Annotated in this window: 18 protein-coding genes; 7 read left to right on the top strand and 11 right to left on the bottom strand. The window is 73.5% G+C overall.

Features of this window, described 5'->3' with window-relative positions; all coding sequences use genetic code 11:
• Positions 1-269: 269 nt before the first annotated feature.
• The 5 genes from secD to AB0F38_RS10375 all read right to left on the bottom strand — a co-directional run bounded on the left by secD (position 270) and on the right by AB0F38_RS10375 (position 9,194).
• Positions 270-2,588, bottom strand: coding sequence for a protein translocase subunit SecD (gene secD, locus AB0F38_RS10395; RefSeq protein ID WP_361889731.1), 2,319 nt, complete (start codon positions 2,586-2,588; stop codon positions 270-272).
• A 668-nt stretch (positions 2,589-3,256) separates the two neighbouring features.
• The gene (locus AB0F38_RS10390) at positions 3,257-4,093 is read right to left on the bottom strand and encodes a rod shape-determining protein (RefSeq protein ID WP_361889728.1); all 837 of its coding nucleotides are present in this window, start codon (positions 4,091-4,093) and stop codon (positions 3,257-3,259) included.
• A gap of 148 nt (positions 4,094-4,241) precedes the next feature.
• Complete coding sequence (ligA, locus tag AB0F38_RS10385; RefSeq protein WP_361889725.1) at positions 4,242-6,341, bottom strand: NAD-dependent DNA ligase LigA; 2,100 nt, start codon at positions 6,339-6,341, stop codon at positions 4,242-4,244.
• Between the two features lie 176 nt (positions 6,342-6,517).
• Positions 6,518-8,656: a phage holin family protein gene (locus AB0F38_RS10380; protein WP_361889863.1), complete on the bottom strand. Its 2,139-nt coding sequence runs from the start codon at positions 8,654-8,656 to the stop codon at positions 6,518-6,520.
• A 121-nt stretch (positions 8,657-8,777) separates the two neighbouring features.
• Positions 8,778-9,194: a hypothetical protein gene (locus AB0F38_RS10375; RefSeq protein ID WP_361889722.1), complete on the bottom strand. Its 417-nt coding sequence runs from the start codon at positions 9,192-9,194 to the stop codon at positions 8,778-8,780.
• A gap of 187 nt (positions 9,195-9,381) precedes the next feature.
• Here AB0F38_RS10375 and AB0F38_RS10370 point away from each other — a divergent pair, with 187 nt between their 5' ends.
• Positions 9,382-10,158 (top strand): MBL fold metallo-hydrolase, encoded by a 777-nt coding sequence (locus AB0F38_RS10370; RefSeq protein WP_361889719.1) that lies wholly within the window; start codon positions 9,382-9,384, stop codon positions 10,156-10,158.
• The gene (locus tag AB0F38_RS10365) at positions 10,155-10,775 is read left to right on the top strand and encodes a VTT domain-containing protein (RefSeq protein WP_361889716.1); all 621 of its coding nucleotides are present in this window, start codon (positions 10,155-10,157) and stop codon (positions 10,773-10,775) included. The genes AB0F38_RS10370 and AB0F38_RS10365 overlap by 4 nt, the downstream gene beginning before the upstream one ends.
• Here the strand turns inward: AB0F38_RS10365 and AB0F38_RS10360 are convergent.
• The 4 genes from AB0F38_RS10360 to AB0F38_RS10345 all read right to left on the bottom strand — a co-directional run bounded on the left by AB0F38_RS10360 (position 10,723) and on the right by AB0F38_RS10345 (position 14,804).
• Positions 10,723-11,793, bottom strand: a complete 1,071-nt coding sequence (locus tag AB0F38_RS10360) for an MBL fold metallo-hydrolase (RefSeq protein ID WP_361889713.1) — start codon at positions 11,791-11,793, stop codon at positions 10,723-10,725. The two genes, AB0F38_RS10365 and AB0F38_RS10360, sit on opposite strands and share 53 nt — an antisense overlap.
• A gap of 13 nt (positions 11,794-11,806) precedes the next feature.
• Positions 11,807-13,045, bottom strand: coding sequence for an aminotransferase class I/II-fold pyridoxal phosphate-dependent enzyme (locus AB0F38_RS10355; protein WP_361889710.1), 1,239 nt, complete (start codon positions 13,043-13,045; stop codon positions 11,807-11,809).
• 140 nt (positions 13,046-13,185) lie between these two features.
• Entirely contained in the window at positions 13,186-14,034 is an 849-nt protein-coding gene (locus AB0F38_RS10350) for an SMP-30/gluconolactonase/LRE family protein (RefSeq protein ID WP_361889708.1), read from the bottom strand.
• Entirely contained in the window at positions 14,031-14,804 is a 774-nt protein-coding gene (locus AB0F38_RS10345) for an IclR family transcriptional regulator (protein WP_361889705.1), read from the bottom strand. The genes AB0F38_RS10350 and AB0F38_RS10345 overlap by 4 nt, the downstream gene beginning before the upstream one ends.
• Before the next feature lie 215 nt (positions 14,805-15,019).
• On the opposite strand from AB0F38_RS10345, the gene AB0F38_RS10340 reads away from it, so the two are divergent.
• The 5 genes from AB0F38_RS10340 (at position 15,020) to AB0F38_RS10320 (ending at position 19,230) form a co-directional block, all read left to right on the top strand.
• Positions 15,020-16,516: a phosphatase PAP2 family protein gene (locus tag AB0F38_RS10340; protein ID WP_361889702.1), complete on the top strand. Its 1,497-nt coding sequence runs from the start codon at positions 15,020-15,022 to the stop codon at positions 16,514-16,516.
• Positions 16,517-16,626: 110 nt separating this feature from the next.
• The gene (locus tag AB0F38_RS10335) at positions 16,627-17,433 is read left to right on the top strand and encodes a methyltransferase domain-containing protein (RefSeq protein WP_361889699.1); all 807 of its coding nucleotides are present in this window, start codon (positions 16,627-16,629) and stop codon (positions 17,431-17,433) included.
• A 52-nt stretch (positions 17,434-17,485) separates the two neighbouring features.
• On the top strand, positions 17,486-17,839 hold the full coding sequence (locus tag AB0F38_RS10330; protein WP_361889697.1) for a VOC family protein: 354 nt from the start codon (positions 17,486-17,488) through the stop codon (positions 17,837-17,839).
• A gap of 103 nt (positions 17,840-17,942) precedes the next feature.
• The gene (locus tag AB0F38_RS10325; protein WP_361889694.1) at positions 17,943-18,293 is read left to right on the top strand and encodes a DUF6204 family protein; all 351 of its coding nucleotides are present in this window, start codon (positions 17,943-17,945) and stop codon (positions 18,291-18,293) included.
• 79 nt (positions 18,294-18,372) lie between these two features.
• A complete protein-coding gene (locus AB0F38_RS10320; protein ID WP_361889691.1) occupies positions 18,373-19,230 on the top strand; it encodes a glycoside hydrolase family 16 protein in 858 nt (285 codons plus the stop codon).
• 33 nt (positions 19,231-19,263) lie between these two features.
• Here AB0F38_RS10320 and AB0F38_RS10315 read toward each other — a convergent pair whose 3' ends face one another.
• Both AB0F38_RS10315 and AB0F38_RS10310 read right to left on the bottom strand, forming a co-directional pair.
• Positions 19,264-19,497 (bottom strand): LapA family protein, encoded by a 234-nt coding sequence (locus AB0F38_RS10315; RefSeq protein ID WP_361889688.1) that lies wholly within the window; start codon positions 19,495-19,497, stop codon positions 19,264-19,266.
• 58 nt (positions 19,498-19,555) lie between these two features.
• Positions 19,556-21,388 (bottom strand): CocE/NonD family hydrolase, encoded by a 1,833-nt coding sequence (locus tag AB0F38_RS10310; protein ID WP_361889685.1) that lies wholly within the window; start codon positions 21,386-21,388, stop codon positions 19,556-19,558.
• Between the last annotated feature and the right edge of the window lie 108 nt (positions 21,389-21,496).

Below are 21,496 nucleotides of genomic sequence, written 5' to 3'. Positions count from 1 at the left end.
TCCCCGGCGGGGAGGCGGGCCCGTGAAGAGGACGTGCCGGGCCCGCGGGGCCCCTGGTCCGGCCTGAGCGGGACGCGGGACCCCTGCCGGGCCCGGACGGGAGCCATGGCCGGTGCCGTGGCAGGCAACGTTTGCCCGTCAAGGAGCGGCGTCGGGTGCGTGGCTCTCGGCGTGCCGGCCGGAAGTCCTCGTACGGGACGTACTCGGGTCGGCCGGTGCGGCGAGGCGTGCCACGCGTCGCGACGGGGCGAACGTCGCCTGTTGCGGCACTAGACCCGCGCCCCGTTGTCGAGCGGATCCCGCCGCGCACGCGGGGTCCCCGACCTCCGGCCGGGCGCACGCTTGCGGGCCGGCGGCGGGGCCTTGCCGCTCCTCTCCAGGAGGAGCGCCCCGGGTACCGCGGTCATCACCGAGGAGTACGTGCCCACGCAGATGCCGATGAGGAGGGCGAGCGCGAAGTCCGCGAGCGAGTCACCGCCCAGCACGGCGAGGGCGACCAGGATGAACAGGGCGCCCATCCCGGTGTTGACGGTCCGTGGGACGGTCTGCAGGACAGCGCGGTTGGCCACGTCGGCGACCGGTGTGCGGGGGCGCTTGGCCCACAGCTCCCTCACCCGGTCGAAGACCACCACCGAGTCGTTGACGGAATAGCCGATGACGGTGAGCAGCGCGGCCAGGAAGATCCCGTCGACGGTACGGCCGAGCCAGGCGAAGGCGCCGACCAGGACGATGACGTCGTGCACGAGCGCCGCGACCGAGGCCACGGCGAACGTCCAGCGGAACCGGACCGCGAGATAGGCGAGCTGCACGAACACGGCGACACCCAGGGCGATCAGCGCGTTGCGCCGCAGCTCGTCCCCGAGGCTGGGGCCGATCAGCTCGTCCCGCACCTTGGTGGTCTCACCCCCTTCCTCGGCCAGCGCGGTCCGCAGGGCGTGTTCGCCGTCGTTGTCCAGCTTTCCCGTACGCACGGAGAGGTCGCCGTCGCCCGCGGTGGTGACCTCGGCGTCGTCGAACCCGGCGGCGGCGATGGTGGTGCGGGCGGTCTCCACGTCGACGGGGCGGCTGGTGGCGTACTCGACGAGCCGGCCACCGGTGAACTCGACACCGAGGTTCACACCGCGCACGAGGATGCCGAGCACGGCGACGGCGACGAGTGCGGTGGAGACGAACAGCCAGCGGCGCGGCGACCGGAACAGCTGCGGGTCGCGCTCGTTCAGCCAGGTGCGGACGCGGCCCGGCCGAGCGATGCCGTTGACGCCCCGGTAGTCGTTGACGAACCGGGAGCCCGCCGCGATCTCGGTGAGCGCACGGGCGATGACGAGCGCGGAGAACATCGAGGCGAAGACGCCGATGGCGAGCGTGACACCGAAGCCCTTGACCGGTCCCGAGCCGAGGAGGAAGAGCAGCCCCGCCGCGATGAGCGTCGTCACGTTGGAGTCGGCGACGGCGCTCCAGGCGTTGCGGAAACCGGCGGACAGCGCGGAGCGCAGCGAGCGGTCGGGCCGCTCCGCGCACTCCTCACGGGCCCGCTCGAAGACAAGGACGTTCGCGTCGACCGCCATCCCGACGGCGAGGACGAACCCGGCGAGCCCCGGCAGGGTCAGGGTGACGCCGAGGACGACGAGGGCGGCGTACGAGATCAGGCCGTAGGCGGCCAGGGCGAGCGCGGCGAGCGCGCCGAACAGCCGGTACATGAAGGTGATGAACAGTGCCGTGGCCGCGGCTCCGATGAGGGCGGCCTGGGCGCTGGCGTCGATGGCGGCCGCCCCGAGCGTCGGGCCCACGGTCCGCTGCTCGACGATCTCCACGGGCACGGGGAGTGCCCCGCCCTTGATCAGCAGCGCGAGGTCGCGTGCCTCGTCGGCGCTGAACGAACCGGTGATCTGGGTGGACCCGGAGGGCAGGCCGACCTTGCAGCCGACCGACGGGTCGACCTGCGGCGAGGAGATGACCTTGCCGTCGAGGACGATCGCCACGCGACGGCGTTCGTCCTGGACGGGGTTGCACGCGGCCTCCCCGGTCAGATCGGTCCACTTCCTGCCCGCGTCCTTGTGGAAGTCGAGCGAGACGCTCCAGCCCGTGCCCTGCTGGGCGTCGAAGCTCGCGGCGGCGTCCTTGACGCCTGCGCCGGAGAGCTGTGCGGGGCCGAGGTCGAGGAGTCCGCCCTGCTCGTCTGGGAGCGTCGGCCCGTCCTTCGTCGCGTCGGTCTTCTCCTCCCGCTTCTGCTCGGTCCCGGGGCCCTGGACGGCGTGGAAGCTCAGCTGGGCGGTCTTGCCGATGACCTCCGCGGCCTGGCGCGGGTCCTGCACGTCGGGCAGTTCGACGATGATCCGGTCCTCGCCGGAGCGGGTCAGTGTCGGTTCGGAGACTCCGAGGGAGTCGATGCGCTGGCGGAGCACCTCCAGGGTGCGGTCGGTGCTCTCCCGGTCCGCCTTCGCGGTGTCCGAGTCCTTGGCCTGCAGCACCATCCGGGTGCCGCCCTGAAGGTCGAGGCCGAGTCTGGGTGACATGGTCAGCGTGATGAACACGGAGACGAGCAGAACGGCGGCAGCCAGAACTGCCCGCACCGTGGTGGCGCGAGTCATGGGAATCCTCCGAGGGGGCGCCGTCCGCCCCTCCTCTCAGAGGGGACCGGACGACGGGTCTGTGGAACGGGACCGGTGCGGGGCCGGCTGTCCGGCCGTCACCCGGGGAGGACCGCGCACACCGGGCAGCTCGGCACGGATCCGCCCGGGTACGTAGAGGGACGCCCCGGACGTCCCCTGTGCGACGGCCCGGGGGACGGGCAGGCCCGGCGGGCACGGCGGCAGGGCGCCGTGCCCGGGCGGGGGGAGGTGAGGCGGGGCGAGCGGGCGGTCGGCGCCGGCCCGGGGCGTGGGAACGGGAGCGGCTTCCGCCCGCCACCCCGGGGCGGTCGCCACGGCGGAGGGGGTCCCGGCGGCTGACCCGCCTGAGGTCCCTGCCGCACGGACGGGGCGGTGGTCACGGGCATGCCCGGCGCGCAGGGTGCGGTCGGTGTGCGGGGTGGGTGCGGTCGGGGCCGGAGCATGCGCGCCGGGCGCGTTCCCGGTGACGGGCGGCGCTCCGGTGAGGGACCGCAGAGGCACTGCCGCCCCGGCGGCCGTGGACGCGCCGCCGACCAGGGTGAGGACGGTGAGGAGGAGCGCGGCCAGGGCGTGCCGCAGCTGGTGCGCCGGTGCGTCCGGCCGCCCCCGCGGGGGCGCGTTCCCCCGGGGCGCTCCCGGGAGGGGGCTCACCTCAGCCGGCCCGGACGGATGGAACCCGTGCCCGTACCGGCACGGCGCAGGACGGAGTTCAGGATCATTCCGGCGCCCCGGACGACCGCGGTCGAGGGATCGTCGGCCGGCCGGACCGGTGTCCCCAGGCGCAGCGCGATCCGGTGCGTGACGTCGGGGTGCAGCGCGCCGCCCCCGGTGAGCACCGGACCCTTGCGCAGTGCGCCGCGCACCGCTCCGTGCTTGTCCTGCCGCCACATGGCCGTGATCATATCCATTACGTTCCGGGCGAGTTCGGCAGGCAGCTCTCCGGGGTCCAGGTCACTGAGGCCCGTCTCGGCCTGGCGGGCGTCGGCGACCGCGCTGTCGACCAGCAGGGTGACCTCCGTCAGCTCGGCACCCATGTCGACGACCAGCAGCGGACCGCCGTCCCGCGGACCGGCGTACGCCGCGGCGGCCCTGGCGCTGCTGAGGACCATGGCACCGGACGGTCCGAGCGCCGCGAGGAGCTCCCCCGCCAGGTTCCGGTGCTCGGGACCGGCGAGGACCGGATGGCTGAGGACGATCACGCTGCCGTGGCGTTCCGGGCCGAGCACCGTGTCCGCGAGGTGCCCGAGCATCCGGCCGCAGGATTCCGCGTCGACGATGCGCCCCCGCCGCACGGGGCGGCCGAAGGCGTCGTCCCACGCGGACTCGACGAGCCCGCGCCCGGGGACCCAGGCGCGGGTTCCGGAGCTGCCCAGGTCGACGGCCATCCCCCGGGTGGCGCCGTGGTGGTGCGCCTGGCCGGCGCGTCCGCCGCTCCTCGGGGGGACCGGCCGGCTGTGCCGACGTCCGTCGCGCAGAGAACGCATCGCCCCTCACCCCGGCCTGCCGCTGCGGCCGTTCACCACTCACTGACCCGCAGATAGCGAGGCATGACCGAACCCTCACTATGCAATATCGGGATGAGGAACGCCACTACCCCGGCAATTCCAAGGCTTGCGCCCGGATGGACGCTGTTCACACCTCCGGGGCCAGAAAGGCTGAGATCAGCTCCGCGAATTCGTCCGGAGCGGCGATCCTGACGCCGAGGTCCTCGGCCTTGGTCCGCTTCGACCCGGCCTTCTCCCCGGCGACCAGCAGACTCGTGCGCTTGGAGACACTGGAGGAGGACTTCCCCCCGGCCCGCTCGATCAGCTCGTTCATCTGGTTGCGCGAGAGCTTCTCCAGGACACCGGTCATGGCACCCGTGACCACGACGGTCATGCCTCCGAGGGGCAGATCGGCGGACGGCCCGCCGGCCTCTGCGTCGCCTTCCCGCGCCGCCCCGGGCTCCGGCGGCGGGGTCGCGCCCGGCTCCGTCATGTTGACCCCGGCCGCCACCAGCTTCGCGATCAGCGGGGCCAGCTCCACCAGCTCCGTGACGACGCCCGCGGCCTTCTCCTTGCCGATGCCGTCGACCTGCTGCAGCGTGTCCACGTCAGCGGCGACGATCCGGTCCATCGTCGCGAAGTAGCGGGCTATCCGGCGGGACATGGAGCGTCCCGTGCCCCGTACGCCCAGGGCGCAGAAGACGCGGGACAGCGGGCGGGCGCGCGCCGTGTCGATGGCGGCCAGCAGATTGTCGGTGGAGGTCTCCCCCATCCGCTCCAGGGTGAGCAGCTGCGCCCGGTCCAGGGTGAAGAGATCGGCGAAGTCGGCGACGAGTCCCGCGTCGACGAGCTGGACGACCCGGGTGGCTCCGAGGCCCTCGATGTCCAGCTGGTCCCGCCCCGCCGCGTAGGAGATGGAGGCGACCAGGCGGCAGTCGCGGCCGCGCGTGCAGCGCCAGCGCTGCTCGCTCGTGTCGATCTCCGAGCCGCACTGCGGGCAGGCCTCGGGGAATTCGATCGGCTTCTCGTCGCCGGTCCGCAGATGGGCGACGGGGGCCTCGATACGGGGGATGATGTCGCCCGCCTTGTAGACCATCACCTGGTCGCCCAGGCGCAGGTCGCGGCGGGTGATGTCGGCAGGGTTGTGCAGGGTGGCGTAGCTGACCGTCGAACCGTCGATCTCGACGGGCTCCAGGACGGCGCGCGGGGCGATGATCCCGGTCCTGCCGACATTCCACTCGACCTCCAGGAGCCGGGTGATCTTCTCCACGGCCGGCAGCTTGTACGCGATGGCCCAGCGCGGCGCTCGCGTCCCGGAGCCCGCGTCCCGCTGGTCGGCGGCGAGGTCCGCCTTGATCACGATGCCGTCGATCCCGAACGGCAGCGAGGCGCGCAGCGAGGCGATGTGCTCCACCCCGGCCTGCACGTCCTCGACCGTGCCGACGGTGCGCGGCGCGACCGCCGTGTCCGCCGCGGTGTGCACGCCGAGCCCGGCTACGTACGCCAGGACCTCGCTGTGCGGCAGCTCGGCCAGGGCGCCGGTCAGCTCGCCGGAATCGGGCAGCGCGAGCGCACCGTAGGCGAAGAAGGTCATCTCGACGCGGTAGGGCCGGTCCTTGGCCCGGAGGGTGCCCGCCGCCCCGTTGCGCGGATTGGCGAAGGGGGCGCCGCCGTGTTCCGTGCGCACCGTGTTGGCGTGCTCGAACTGCTCGTCGGTCATGAGGATCTCGCCGCGCACCTCGAGGGTGACGGGTGCGCCCAGCCGCTCGGGCAGACCGAGCACCGTCCCGATCGCGTGCGAGACGTCCTCGCCCGCAGTCCCGTCGCCCCGGGTGATCAGCCGGTCGAGGCGGCCTTCCCGATAGCGGGCGGCGACGGCGAGACCGTCCAGCTTGGGCTCCACGCTCCACGCGGCGACGGGTCTTCCGATGCGCCGCTCCACGGACGCGGTCCAGGTGACGAACTGCTCGGCGGAGAAGACGTTGTCCAGCGAGAGCATCGGCACCGTGTGCGGCACGTCCCCCACAGCCGCCCCGCCCGCGACCTTCCCCGTCGGTGAGGCGTCCAGCACCTCCTGCGGATGCTCCTCCTCGTAGGCGGCGATCCCGCGCACCAGCCGGTCGTACGCGTCGTCGTCGAGCGTGCTCTCGCCCGTGGCGTAGTACGCGGCGGCGGCCTGCGCCGCCTCTTCCACCGCGGCGGCGTACGAGGCGGCATCGGCGAGCACAACAGCTGAAGTCGTCGTCATGACCACCATCCTGCCGCCCACCACTGACAACGCCCCCAGCCCCCTCCATCCCCTCGGCCGACGGCGGACTCCCCGTCCTGACCGGGCTACCGGTCGCGTGCCGGGAACCCTTCGCACGGCTGTCGGACCACCCCGGCGGACGGGCTCCGCTCGGCGGCCCCGCGGCTCGCGCCCCTTCAGCCGCGTGGCCCCGGCACGGCGTCCCCGCCGCCCGGTACGGCGTCACCCGTGCCCAGGACGGGCCCGTCCGCCCGTACCGCACCGGTGAAGCCCTCCGGTCGCAGCGGCACCTGGGGCCCGGAGAGTTCCCGCAGCCAGCGGGCCAGTATCCGGTGGACGCCCTCCGCACCCACGAGGGCGTGCGCCGCCGTCCCGCCCTCCGCCGCCACCGCGTCCCTCGGGTCCGTCAGGGTGCGCGGCCACAGCAGGAACGGCCGGGACTGCTCGCCGCCGAGTCCGCCGTGCGAGCCGATCTGCTCCTCGAACGCGTGGACGCGACCGGTTCCGGGGTCGTACATCGAGTTGACCATGACGTCGGCGACGTGCGGGAAGGTGTCGGTGCGCCGCACCGCCTCCGCCGCGCCCTCGCCGAAGACGGCGAGCGGCCCTTCCCCGTCCGTCAGCTCCGCCACCGGAACCTCCGCCCCGCCGCGCCCCAGCACCACCGAACCGTGCTCCTCGCTGCGCACGAGCAGGAAGCCGATCCCCGGATGGTCGGCGAGCGTGCCGAGCAGGGCGGGGTGACGGCGGTCGAGCTGTTCGCGCGAGGCACGTCCCGCTATGTCGGGGAAGGACAGCAGCCCGAGATTGCCGGAGGCCAGCACGACCGGGTCGGAGGGCCGGGCGGAGCGCTCCGTCTCCTGCTCGCCGACGGGCCGGTGCAGCGCGATCCGCACGGCGTCGCGCGCCTCCGATGCGCTGCGGGTGCGATGCGCCCTCCGGGGTACGGGCAGCCCGCAGCCCGCCCGTACGAGGTCCTTGAGCGTGAGGCCGTACCTCCCCGCGAACGTCTCTCCCGGACTCTGGCCGTGGTCGGACAGCAGCACGATCCGGTAGGTGCGCGGGGCCTGCGCCGCGACCTTCGCGATGAGGCCGAGCGAGCGGTCGAGCCGGGTGAGGACCTTGGCCGCGTCCTTGCTGTGCGGCCCGGAGTGGTGCGCGACCTCGTCGTACGCCACGAGGTCGGCGTAGACGGCGGTCCGCCCGGCGAACATGTCGCCGATGACCGCCGCGACGACCACATCGCGCTCTACGACGGTCGCGAACGCCCGGATGAAGGGGTACAGCCCGCCGCGCTTGACCCGGGGCGACTCCTTCCGCATCCGGGCCAGGGTGGACTGGCCCATCTCGCGGCCCACCTCGGCGACGAAGGACAGGGCGGTGCGGACGGCGTTGGCCGGGTCGGAGAAGTAGGCGAAGTACCCGGCGCGCGACCGTCGCCCCTTGCCGCGCCGCGCGGCCATCGACAGGACGAGCGCGAGCTGGTCGGCGCCACCGCTGAAGAGGTTGCCCCGGCTCGCCCCGTCGACGGTGAGCAGGCCGCCGTCACGGGTGCGGGCGATGGCCCTGCGCTGCAGTTCCAGTGCGCTGGCCGGGCGGCTGGAGACCATGACGGTGCCGGTCTCCTTCTCGTACCAGCGGAACGCGGGCACGTCGAAGTTGCTGCCGTGCAGGATGCCGAGCTGGCTGGCACCGGTCTGGCTGGACCAGTCGGTGCTCCAGGGGGTGAGCCGGTGGCCGGCCTCGTCGGCGAGCAGGCCGGCCACGGTCGGCATGACGCCGTCGGCCGCCGCCTGCCGGAGCACGTCGTGACCCACCCCGTCGAGCTGCACGAACACGATGCCCGGCGGGCCGCCGCGGCCGCGGTCCGGGCCGCCGGGTGTGCCGCTGCGGCGGCGCCGCCGGTCGGCGAGGCGGGAGAGCCTGCGCCGGTAGGCGTCGTCGTCGCGGACGGCGAGGGCGGTGGAGGTGGCGGAGGCCACGGCGGACATGACGGCGGCGACCACGACGGCGGTCCGCGGGTCGGCCGCCCCGCGTCCGTCCGGGATGAGCCGCAGCGCGATCAGCAGCAGCGAGCCGTTGAGGAAGAAGACCAGCGCGCCCAGCACCAGCGCGGGCACGACGAGCAGCGCCCGTACGAGGACGGGCCACACCAGTGCCGAGAGCAGACCGAAGGCCCCCGCGCCCCAGGCCGCGGTGAACGCGGTCCGGGTGACGGTGTCACCGTCGTCGGACTGGAGCTGGAAGTCGGGCAGGATCCCGGCGAGCGCCAGCATGGTGAGGGTGGAGACCGCCCACACCGCGACCACGCGCATCAGGGCGCGTCCTGCCGTACGCCATCGCCCGTCGCCCACGCCGTCCCACCTCGCGTCCGGCCCGGTGTCCTCGTGGGCCCGCGTCCAGCCTTTCACAGCCGGTCCGCGCCCCTGCCGGAGGTCAGCAGCCGTCGTACCCGGCGGTAGGCATGGAGAGCCTGCGGTGCACGCTCGCCTTGGTGCGCGCGGTGTACACGGGCTCCTCCAGACCGGCGAGCTCCAGCCGTACGCCGCGCCGCTCGCACTCCGCGGCGAAGTCCGGCACCGAGACGACGGCGCGGGCGAGCACCCGGTCGTTGGGCGCCACGAACAGCTCGACCTGCCCGCACTCCACGTCGGACCACAGGGCGCGGTGGTCGGGACGCAGCCCGTAGACGCGCAGCTGCCGCGTGACGACGTACCCCTGGTCGGCGGCCCAGCGGGCGCACATGGCGTGCTGACTGCGGGTGTCGACGAGGAACGGGTCACCGTCGAGCTCTTCCAGCGGTGTGAGACTGGCGATGGCCGCCACCCGTACGTCGCCGATGACGTCCCCCATGAACGGATCCCCCCGCACTCGGATGCTGCGCCCGACCCTACCCCGGCCGTAGCCCTGTGTAGCCGTCCGTACCCGTGCGGAGACCGGCGGACGGGAGCACACCGGCGTGGGAACGGAGCGCGGCGCCTACGCTCGTACGGGTGAGCGCGCACGGGTGCGCCGGCCGACGGAGCGAGGAGGCGGAGCGGTGGAGGTCACCTGGTGGGGTCATGCCACCTGCACGATCGAGGACGCGGGCGTCAGGGTGCTCACCGATCCGCTGTTCGTACGGCGCTTCGCTCATCTGCGGCGTCGCCGGGGCGAGGTGCCGCCGCCGGAGGCCGCGGTCGCGGACGCGGTCCTGATCTCCCATCTGCACTCCGACCATCTGCACCTTCCCTCCCTGGTCCGCCTCTCCCCGGGCACCCTGCTGATCGTGCCGCTGGGCACGGAGGCGGCCGTCCCGGGTCTGCGGAGGCTGCGCCGGGCGCGTGGGCTGCGGATCGCCGAGGTGGCGCCGGGCGACGGGGTCCGCGTGGGTGAGGTGCTGGTCCGGGCGGTTCCGGCACTGCACGACGGCCGCCGGCTGCCGGTCGGCCCGCACCGCGTCCCCGCCCTGGGGTATGTCGTGGAGGGCGCGGCGCGCACCTATTTCGCCGGGGACACCGGGCTGTTCGACGGCATGGCCGATGCGGTGGGGCCGGTGGACGTGGCGCTGCTGCCGGTCGGTGGCTGGGGTCCGCGTCTGGGACACCACCATCTGAACGCGGCACGCGCGGCGCAGGCCCTGGCGATGCTGGGTCCGCGGTCCGCGGTGCCGGTGCACTACGGCACGTACTGGCCGATCGGGATGGACGGGATCAGGCCGCACGAGTTCTACGCGCCGGGCGACGAGTTCGTACGCCAGGCGGCACGGCTGGCACCGGAGGTGTCAGTGCACCGGCTGGGGCACGGCGAGCATGTGCGGCCGGAGGCCCGTAGATGATCCAGGAAGTGGTGCGGCAGCTGCCGGCGGAGTCGACGCAGCAGGTTGTCGGCTATCCGTCGCTGTTCCTGCTGGTGACCCTGGGTTCGCTGGTGCCTGTGGTGCCGACGGGGGCGCTGGTGAGCTCGGCCGCCGTGGTGGCGTTCCATCAGACGTCACCGTTCGCCCTGCTCGTGGTGTTCGCCGTGGCCTCGGCCGCCGCGTTCCTCGGGGACGTATGCCTGTACTGGCTGGGGCAGCGCGGGGTGCGGTCCAGGAACGGCTCGAAGTGGCTGGAGGCGATCAGCGGCCGGGCTGCTCCGGAACGGCTCGCTCAGGCGCAGCGGAAGCTGGACGAGCAGAGCGGGACGGTGCTGGTGCTGTCCCGGCTGGTACCGGCCGGACGGATACCCGTGATGCTGGCCTGTCTGCTGGGCGGGATGCCGCTGCGGCGGTTCGCCCGCGGTGACGTGCCCGCGTGTCTGGCGTGGGCTGCGACGTATCAGCTGATCGGGATCCTGGGCGGTTCGCTGTTCCCCGAGCCGTGGCAGGGGGTGGTCGCGGCGGTCGCCCTGACACTGCTGATCAGCGGGGCGCCGGCCCTGTGGCGGCGTCTCCGGGCGCCTCGGAGCAGCTGACCCGTCCGCCCAGGACACGTGAGCCGCCGACCGGCAGGTCCCAGAGGTCGCCGCGCGGGTATCCGGCCCGCTGCCAGGCGGTACGGAGCCGGGTGAGCGGTTCGAGGACCGGTTCGGCGGAGAGCAGGAACGTCGCCCAGTGCATCGGCGCCATCGCGCGCGCGCCGAGGTCCGCGTACGCCTGCACGGCCTCCTCGGGGTCGGTGTGCACGTCCGAGAGCCACCAGCGCGGCTCGTACGCCCCGATCGGCAGCATGGCCAGGTCGAGCCCCGGGTAGCGGCGTCCGATCTCCTCGAACCAGTGCCCGTACCCGGTGTCCCCGGCGAAGTAGATCCGCGCCGCCCGCGCGCCGAGCACCCAGCCGCCCCACAGGGACCGGCAAGTGTCGAGAAGGGTGCGCTTGGACCAGTGGTGCGAGGGCACGAAGTCGAAGCGGACACCGCCCAGTTCAGCCGATTCCCACCAGTCGAGCTCGGTGACGCAGCTGAACCGGCGGCGCCGGCACCAGCGGCCGAGTCCGGCGGGGACGAACAGCGGGGTGTCCCTCGGCAGTCTGCGGAGTGTAGGGGCGTCCAGATGGTCGTAGTGGTTGTGGCTGATGAGGACCGCGTCGATCTTCGGCAGCTCCTCCCATCGGACGCCGACCGGGGTGATCCGGGCCGGGGTGCCGAGGATGCGACGGGACCAGACCGGGTCGGTGAGGACCGTGAGCCCACCGATGCGCACGATCCAGCTGGCGTGTCCGGCCCAGGTGACGGCCAGGGTGTCCGCGCCCGCGGCGGGCAGCGGCGCGGGTGCGTACGGCAGCCGGAGGAGGCCCCGCAGCCCCTCGGCGTTGGGCCGCAGGGCGCGCTCCCTGGCCAGGCGGGTCATGCCCCTGACACCAGGGAGTGGTGCGGTGAGCCGGTCCGCGAAGCTGCGCGGCCAGACCCGGACCTCACCGAGCGGACGCGCCGCCGCCACGGGGTGGCCCGCGGGCGCGCGGCCGGCGTGCGGTCGCTCGGTCTGTTCCGTCATCGAGAGGCTCCTGTCATCGGAGTTCATCGAGGGCTGCTGCGAACATGCTCAGCGCTTGGGCGACATGGGGCAATTCCAGGGGCTCCACCGCGGTGAGGGACCGCAGCTGCTCCTCCGGGGTCGATCCGAGCAGCGGGCCGGTGCTCAGCCGGACCCTCAGCGCGCCCAGCTCGTCCCCGAAGCGGTGGCCTCCGGGAGCGGGCGCGCCGAGACGTCGTGTCAGGTACTCCTCCAGTTCCATGGAGTCCGTGACCCCCCGGGCGGCCAGCCGGGTGCGGAGCGGGCCGAGGTCGGCGTAGAGATGCCGTCCGGCCTGCGGTGGTCTGGCCAGAGCGCCCACGGTGAGTACGGCGCGGTGGGCGGCGGAGGCGACCTGGGCCTGGAGGCCGGCGGCCTGCCGGATCCTGTCCGTGACGGCCTCCGGTTCGTGCAGCGCGTGGGCGGCGGCCCGGGCTACGGGTTCCGCGACGAAGGCACCGAGGGCGGTGAGGATGTCGAGCACCCTGGCCCGGCGGGCGGCGGCCCGCGCGGTGGCCGGGAACCGTGCGACGGCCACCGGCCAGGCGGACGGGGTCAGCGCTCCGGCCAGGTCGCCGATCACGGTGACGTCGTCCGGGCACATCTCGGCGGGGCTGAGCAGGACCGTGTCGTGGGGGCGGTGCAGGGTGTCGCGCCAGGTCTCGTCGCTGACGATGTGCAGCCCTTCGTCGACCGCCGCCTCACAGGCCTCACGGACCAGCTCCGGCGGGGCGACGGTGGCGGTCGGGTCGTCGGCCACGGAGATCAGCAGCAGCCGGGGCCTGCCGCCCTCGGCACGCACCCTGCGCACGGTCTCCAGCAGGGCGTACGGGTCGGGGATGCCGCCGCACTCGGCGGGGGTCGGCACGAGGTAGGCGGGCCGGCCCAGCAGCCGTGCCTGCGGCATCCAGGTGGCGGGGCAGGGCCGCGGCATGAGCACGTCGCCGCCGTACGCCGCGATCAGGGCCAGCAGCAGGGGCTGGGTGCCCGGGGCCGCGGCGATGTCCTGCGGGCCCCCGTGCAGGCCCCGCCGCCGCCAGTAGGCACAGGCGGCCTCGCGCAGGATCGTTCCGCCACCGGGTGGCTCGGGCAGCGTCCGGGCGGCCGAGGCGGCCAGGACGCCGGCGAGCTCGGGCAGCACGGGAAGACCGGGGTCCGGGGCGGGCGGGCCGTACCGGACCGGGCCGTGGTCCTCCCGGGCGGGGCGGGGCCGCTTACGCTCGCTCCAGTGCATCCCGGGGCCTCCTCCGCTGCGTCACCCTCAGGCCCCTTTATACGGAGGTTCCCCGGGGCCCGCCCCCGCACCGGGTCCGGCAGGGGCGGCCGCCGGACCGGAAGCGGGCGCTCCGGCCGGTGCCGGGGACAGCTCCGCGCTCACCCCGCGAACGGCACGCCCGGCAGCCCTCTCCCCGCGTCCGGCAGGACCAGCAGGGATCCCGACAGCGGGTGCGGCGCGTCCAGCCCCGTGCGGGCGGTGGTGATGTACAGGTCACGCAGGTCCGCCCCGCCGAACGCGCACGCCGTGGGCCGGCCGACCGGCAGGGCCACGACGCGGTCCACCCGGCCGTCCGGGGTGTAGCGGCGCACCGCGGCACCGTCCCAGAAGGCGACCCACACACAGCCGTCGGCGTCCACCGTCAGCCCGTCGGGCCATCCCGAGCCCGGCTCGACGACGGCGAACGGCCGTCGGTTCAGGACGCGCTCACCGTCCACGTCGAAGACGTCGATCCGCAGCGTGGGGGTGTCGACGTAGTACATGAGCCGGCCGTCCGGACTCCATCCGGTGCCGTTGCTGACCGTCACGGCGTCCAGCACGCCCGTCACCGTGCCGTCCGGTCCGACCCGGGACAGGCTGCCGCCGCCCTCGGCCTCGTCGTACCGCATGGTGCCCGCCCACAGGGCCCCGTCCGGCGCCACGGCCGCGTCGTTGCCCCGCCGCCCGGGAACGGGTTCCCGGGCCTGCCACGAGAAGGCGCCGTCGGCGTCGTACAGGCCGATGCCGTCCCGCAGGTTGACCACGAGCCCGCCGCCCGCGCGCGGCTTCGCCGCGCCGACGTGCTGCTCGGTGGCCAGGACCGTGCGGCGGCCGCTGGACGGATCGTAGGTGTGCACCCGGCAGGAGAGGATGTCGACCCAGATCAGCCGTCCGGCCGACGCGTCCCAGGTCGGGCCCTCCCCGAGCTCGGCCTGTTCCCGGACGGCGGCCTGCGGGGCGTACCTCATCCCTGGCTCCGGTGGTGCCCGAGCCGGCCGGACAAGGCGTCCGCACCGCCCGCGGCGAGCCGCGCGAGCTCCGCCTCGCGCTCCTCGCTCCAGCGGATCATCGGCACGGAGATGGAGAGCGCGGCGACGACCCGTCCGGACCGGTCCCGGACCGGTGCGGCCACACAGCTCACGTCGGGGTTCGACTCCCGGTGCTCGACCGCGATCCCCCGCTTGCGCACGACGGCGAGCGCGGCCCGCAGTTCCGCCGCGTCGGTGACGCTGTTGTCGGTCATCGCGACGAGTTCGCGGCCGTCGAGCCGGGCGTCGAGCTCCGCCTCCGGCAGGGCGGCGAGCAGCAGCTTGCCGACGGAGGTGCAGTGGGCGGGCAGTTTGCGGCCGGCGGCGGAGACCATGCGGACCGCGTGCGTGGAGTCCACCTTGGCGATGTAGATGACCTCGGTGTCCTCCAGGATCGCGACATGGACGGTTTCGCCGCAGGTCTCGGCCACCTCGCGGGCCACCTGCTGGCCCTCGGCCGCCAGGTCGAGCTTCTCCGCGTACCGGCTGCCGAGCTGGTAGGTGCGCACGCCGAGCCGGTAGCGGCCCGGCTGCTCGGGGACCGTGACCAGGTAGGAGCGTGCGGCAAGGGTGGTGAGCAGTTCGTGGACGGTGGTCCGTGGCAGTTGGAGCTTGCGGGTGACTTCGGGCGCGGAGAGCGTTCCCTCGCCCTGGAGGAAGAGCTCGAGTACGTCCAGCGCCCTGGTCACCGCGGGGACGAGTCGTCCCATGATCGCCCACCCATTCGTTCGACACTCCGGTCAATGACCGGAATCACGAACGCAGGCTAACGTCAGGGGACTTGTCCGGGCAACGCCGGGGAGGGGGCAGAGAGGCCGGAGCGGGGGGAAATCCACCGGATTCTCCGCGTCTCGGCGGATTTCAGGCAGAGCTCTGTGCGCGCGCCTCCTGGTTCACCGGCCACCGGCAGGGTAGTCGCTGTGCCATGTCGACATCGAGCCCTCTCCCCTCCCCCGACCGCTGGCGGACCTGGTTCCGCCGGCGCGACCTCGCCGCGTTCCAGAGCGTGGCGAGAAGACACTGGCCGGGCGCCGAGCCCGTACTGCCCCGGCTGAGCCGCAGCGCCAACCACGGGCTGCTGTGGTTCGGGGCGGCGGCGGGCATGGCGGCGCTGGGCACCAGTGCCCGCTCACGCCGCGCCGCACTGCGCGGCATCGCCTCCCTCGCCGTCGCCTCCGCCGCGATCAACACCGTGGGCAAGGGCGCGGTCCGCAGGGAGCGTCCGCTCCTGGACATGGTCCCGGTGATGCGTCAGCTCAAGCGGCAGCCGTTCACCACGTCCTTCCCGTCCGGGCACGCGGCGTCCGCCGCCGCGTTCGCGACGGGCGTCGCCATGGAGTCCAAGGGCTGGGGCGCCGCCGTCGCCCCCGTCGCGGCGGCCGTGGCAGCGTCCCGCGTCTACACCGGCGTCCACTATCCGAGCGATGTGCTGGCCGGTGCGGCGCTCGGCATAGGGGCGGCGTTCGCGCTGCGGGGCGTCGTACCCACCCGTGGCCAATTGCCCGCACCGGGCAGACCGCGGACCGGCGCCCCGGCGCTGCCCTCCGGACAGGACCTGGTGGTCATCGTGAACCGGGAGTCCGGTTCCGCGGCCGCGGCGGCCGGCCTGGTGCGCGACGCGCTGCCGCTCGCCGAGGTGCTGGAGTGCGCGCCCGCCGACCTGTCGGGCGCGCTGGACAAGGCGGCGCGACGGGGCAAGGCCCTGGGCGTCTGCGGGGGCGACGGCACGGTCAACATGGCGGCGGCCGTGGCGGCGACCCACAGCCTGCCGCTCGCGGTGTTCCCCGGCGGGACGCTCAACCACTTCGCGTACGACCTCGGCATCGAGACGGTGCACGACACGATCACCGCTCTCGCCGTGGGAGACGCGGTCCGGGTCGACCTGGGCCGTTTCCGGCCCGGACCGCAGGGGCCGGGCGGTGCCCACGGCTACTTCCTCAACGCCTTCAGCCTCGGGGTCTATCCGGAGCTCGTACGGACGCGGGAGCACTGGGCGCCGAGGATCGGCGGCTGGCCCGCGGGAGTGCTGGCGGCCTTCCACGCGCTGCGCGGCGAACGCCCACTCACCGCCGAACTGCAGGGCCGGAAGCGGCCGTTGTGGCTGCTCTTCGTGGGCAACGGACTGTTCCAGCGGGTGGGCCCCGCGCCCGGCCGCCGGCACAACCTGGCCGACGGCCTGCTGGACGTACGGGTGGTGCACGGCGGTCGCACCCCGGGGCTGCGGCTGCTCGCGGCGGCGATCGCCGGACCTCTGAGCCGCTCACCCGTCCATGCGGCGGTCCGGCGCCGCCAGGTCCGGATCTCCGGCCTCACCCCGGGCACTCCGTACGCCTACGACGGTGAAGTGGCTCACTCCGGAAGCGAGTTGATGATCGACAAGCTGCCGGAGGCGCTCACGGTCTACTGCCCGATGCCGGTCTAGTGGTTCCACATAGCAAGACGCGTGTCTCAGGATGCGACATCTCGGCGTACCGTGGCGTCACCGCTCACTGGAGCCCGAGCAGTCCGAAAGTCCGGGGAGGACACACGGCCATGCCGAAAGAGACCGCGACCTACACCCACGGCCACCACGAGTCGGTGCTGCGCTCGCACCGTTGGCGGACCGCCGCCAACTCGGCGGCGTATCTGATCGACCGGCTCGCCCCCGGCCAGCGGGTGCTCGACGTCGGCTGCGGTCCGGGCACCATCACGGCCGACCTCGCGGCGCTGGTCGCACCGGGCCGGGTGACGGCGGTCGACACGAACCAGGGGATCCTCGACCGGGCGGCCGAGACAGCGGCCGGACGCGGCCTGGAGAACGTCGACTTCGCCACCGCCGATGTGCACGCGCTGGACTTCGCCGACGACTCCTTCGACGTGGTCCACGCCCATCAGGTGCTCCAGCACGTGGGGGACCCGGTGCGGGCACTGCTCGAGATGCGGCGGGTGTGCAGGCCGGACGGCGTCGTCGCGGTACGCGACAGCGACTACGCGGCGATGGCCTGGTACCCGGAGGTACCGGGGATGACGGAGTGGCAGGAGCTGTACGGACGGGTGGCCCGCGCCAACGGGGGCGAGCCCGACGCCGGACGCCGACTGCTGTCCTGGGCCAGGCAGGCCGGCTTCGCCGACATCACGCCGACCGCGGGGGCCTGGTGCTTCGCCGGGGAGAACCGCGCCTGGTGGAGCGGTCTGTGGGCGGACCGTACGACGGCGTCGGTGTACGCGAAGCTGGCGGTGGACGGCGGGCACGCGCGCCCCGAGCAGCTGACGGCGATCGCGGACGCCTGGCGCGCCTGGGGCGAGGAGGCCGACGCGTGGTTCCTGGTCCCGCACGGCGAGCTGCTCTGCCGGGGGTGAGCGACCGGCCGGAAGGCGCCCGCAGGCCGGGATTCTCTGCGAAGATCAGGGGATGGAGATCCTGGGAACCACGCTGCGCATCTGCGTCGACGACCTGGAGGCCTCGGTGGCCTTCTACGAGGGCCTGACCAGCACTCAGGCGCTGCGCTTCGAGCGCGGCGGGGTCTCGGCCGCCGCGATCGGCTGCTTTCTGCTGATGAGCGGCCCCGAGTCGGAGCTGGAGGTGCTGCGCAAGGTGTCGGCGACGATCGCGGTCAAGGACGTCGACGAGGCGAACGCGGCACTGACCCGGGTGGGCGCGAAGGTCATCGCCGGCCCGGTGCCCACCCCGGCGGGCCGTAACCTGATCGCCCTCCACCCGGACGGCTCGGTCTTCGAGTACGTCGACCGGAAGGCCGCCGCCTGACGGAGTCCGGCGGACGGCGCCCGGCCGCGATATTCCGCATGCGTCCGGGCCCCGTCGTCGTAGCCTCGCCTCGGTTGTTGTCGAGCAGAGGGCGAGCAGGACGATGGGCACGCAGCACACGTACCGGGTGATCGTGCGGGGCACCTGGGAGGGACTGACGGACGGGTGCAGGGAGCGGCTGCTGGCCGAGGTGGAGGAACACGGCCTGGCGGCCATGCAGTTCACCGAGGAGGGCACGCTCACGTACGACACCGCGCTGAAGCACTTCAGTTTCCGGTACGTGCTGGCCTCGGACCCCGCGGACGGGGACGAGATGGCCGCGGCGATCGCCGAGGACCGCGCGGAGACGGCCCTCGCGGCGCGAGGCCTCGGACACGGCGGACTGCGCTGTTCCGTGACGGACATGGACACCATGAAGATCAACTACAAGGGACGGCGGGGACCGGCGGCATGACGCCGGACCACGGGCCGGCACAGAGGCGCCGACCGGCCCGCTCCCACCGTTTCCCGCACGACTTCCCAGGAGCAGCGCGATGAACCGACGCACCCGTCTGGCACTCGTGCTGGCGATGGGCGGACTGCTGAGCGGATGCGGCTCCGCTCCGGCGGACACGCACGCTCCCCCGGCCGGGGAGAAGCCCTTCTGGCGGGCCGAGTTCGACGGGGCGGCGGCCACCCGCCCGTCGGAAGGGTCCTGGAACACCGAAACCGGGAACCGGGATGCCGAGGGATGGGGCAACAACGAACTGCAGTACTACACGGACGACGTGGCCAACTCCTCCCTCGACGGTGCGGGGCACCTCGCGATCTCGGCGCGCCCCGCCCCGTCCGGGTCCGAACTCCCCTGTCACACGCAGCGGTTCTGCCCCTGGACGTCCGCCCGCCTGACCACTGAGGGAAAGGTCGCGCTCACCCGCGGACGCGTGGAGGTCCGCGCCAGGCTACCCACCGGCACGGGGCTGCTGCCGGCGATCTGGATGCTGGGCGACAACGGGGCGCAATGGCCCGGGCAGGGTGAGATCGACATCTGCGAGGTGGTCGGCGCGGAACCGCGAACGGTGTACGGCACCGCGCACGGGCCGACCTACTTCAACGAGGAGGGCATCGGTGGCTCCACCACTCTTCCGGCCGACGCGTCGCGGGCGTTCCACACCTACTCCGTCGACAAGCAGCCGCGCCGCATCACCTGGTCCGTCGACGGGAAGCCGTACTTCACCCTGACTCCGTCGAAGCTGCCCGCACCAGGCGACTGGGTCTTCGAACAGGACATGCACCTGCTGCTCAACGTCGCCGTCGGGGGCGACTGGCCCGGCCCTCCCGACACCTCGACGCCGTCCCCCGCGACGATGACGGTCGACTACGTGCGGTTCTACGGCACGGGCCGCGCCTGACGGCCCGCGGCGCGCCCGAACCGGCTCCGGCCGCTACCTGACGCGGCGGCGGTGCATCGCGTAGCCCCCGCAGAGGAGTCCGGCCACGAACACTCCCAGCAGCGCCGCCCAGAGCGGCATCGTGACCTTCGGGATGATGACGCGGATGGTGACCTCGGCGGTGTTGACGCAGATGAAGACGATCGCGAGGACCGCCAGGATGATGACGGCGATCCGCGCGGGGCTGAAGGCGCCCGTGGAACCGCTGTGTACGTCCTTGGGGCTCATGTGCCGCCCTTTCCGCTGGGTCCTGTTACCGGGGGCCGGGAACGGCCGTCCCCGGACCTCAGGTTCCCTCCGTTCCGGGCCCGGGGGCAGTGGAGTGCGGCCGTTCGGGTGACGGTCGGCCGACGACGGGGAGCATCAGGACCCCGGTGTCCCGCGGGGCGCTGACGACCGTGACGGGCTTGACGCCCCGGTTGCCGAAGTACGCCGTGTCGCCGGCGGCGATCACGAACCGCAGCCGGTGCCCTGCCTCGTACCGGTGCACGATGCCCGGAAGCTCCACGGTGAAGGGGCGGGCGACGTCGGGGACGCGAACCGGTGCGACCAGGCGGTTGACCAGCCGCTGCGTCCCGTCGGGGGCCACGTCGTACACCTTCGCGAACAGGACCAGCTTGTCCGCGGCGTCACCGCTGTTCTGGACGCGCTCCGCCGCGGGCGAGTTCACCTTCAGGGTGGCCCTCGGCGCGCCGACGACGTCCACCGGTGCGGTCAGCGGGGCGCTGGTCCAGCCGAGGTGGGTGCCCCTGGTGTCGTACGGTGCCGGATCCGTGAGGCCGATGAGTCCGGCCAGGGAGCTCTCGGAGTGGCTGGTCGGCAGGAGCCGGTTGGTGTACCGGCGGCTGCCGTGGGTGACCTCCGCGCGGCTGTCCACCAGGGTGCCGTCGCCGGAGAGGTACATCGTCCGGGAGAGGGCGGGCACGGCGGGCGCGGTGCCGTAGCCGCTCGTCCAGTCCCGGTAGTACGCGAACGCGGGCCCGGTGTCGGTGTCCTCCTCGTGCCGGAGGTAGCGGTCGAACCAGGCGAGGATCCGCTGCCCGACGTAGCTGGTCTCCAGATTGCCCGTGGCGAGGTCGAGTTCACCCGGCGCCTGGCCGCCGCTGTGGCCCCAGGCCTGCCAGATCATCTTCGTGGTGGTGCCCTGCGCCCGGAGTGTCCGGTAGGTGGCGGTGGCCTCGTTGAGGTTGAACAGGCTGTCGGCCTGCCCCTGGACGAGCAGCGTGGGTGCGGTGACCGCGGGCAGGTAGGCGGCGGGCGAGACGCTGCGGGCGTACGCCAGCATCGCTTCGGTCCGGTCGGCCGGATAGCGGCCGGAGTTCAGGAGGCGGATGGTGTCGCAGGCCCGCGGCGCGAAGTGCAGGCAGGTGAGGCTGCCGGACCGGGACGGGTCGAGGCCGGGGACGAGGAGCGGCTGCACCTCGCCCATCAGGTAGAACCCGTTGGTCCACTGCCACTTGAAGACACCGGGCGTGTCGGAGGAGACGCCCCGGACGGCTCCGGTCGCGTTGGGCGAGAGCGCGTAGGCCAGGTCGTTCCAGGTGACGAGCGGGACGAGCGCGTCGACCCGGTGGTCGACGGAGGCGGTGGCCAGCTGGACGGCTCCGCCGTAGGACCCGCCGATCATGCCGACGCGCGGGTCGCCCGGACCGTCACCGGTGACGAAGTCCGCCTCGGTGCCGTCGTCCGCGGCGCGCGTCCCGGCGAGGAAGTCGACGAGCCCGGAGGCCGCCCTGCCGTCGACGGCGGGGTCGTCGAGCGTGATGAGGCAGCCGGACTCGCCGAAGCCGAGGCCGGAGTAGACCAGGCCCACGTAGCCCCGGGCGGCGAAGGCCTTGCCCATCGCGGCGGTGGAGCCGTCGGACTTGCTGCCGCCGAAGCCGTTGGTCACGAGGACCGCGGAGGCGGGGTGCTCCGCGTCGACACCGGCCGGCCGGTAGAGGTCGGCGTCCACGGTGCAGGTACCGTCGCCCGCGGGCACGGTGAACTCCAGCGGGGTCACGGTGAATTCGAGGGCCGCGGAAGCGGGACCCGCGCCGAGCAGGGCGAGCGGGGCGATGAGTGCCGCTCCGGCGACGAAGGTGAGCGGACTGCGGAACCTGGGGACAGCACGCGACACATGGACCTCCACGCCGAGGACGCCTTACCGACTGGTAAGCACCGAGCCGGGCCCATGCTGTGACACGCGTCACAGCACTGTCAACGCACAGGGGTGGGGTTCACCGAC

Origin of the sequence: Streptomyces sp. NPDC025273 (assembly GCF_040638585.1) — a bacterium.
GTDB lineage: Bacteria > Actinomycetota > Actinomycetes > Streptomycetales > Streptomycetaceae > Streptomyces > Streptomyces cinereorectus.
The sequence above is the reverse complement of the archived record's forward strand: the minus strand, read 5'-3'. Positions and strand labels throughout refer to the sequence as shown.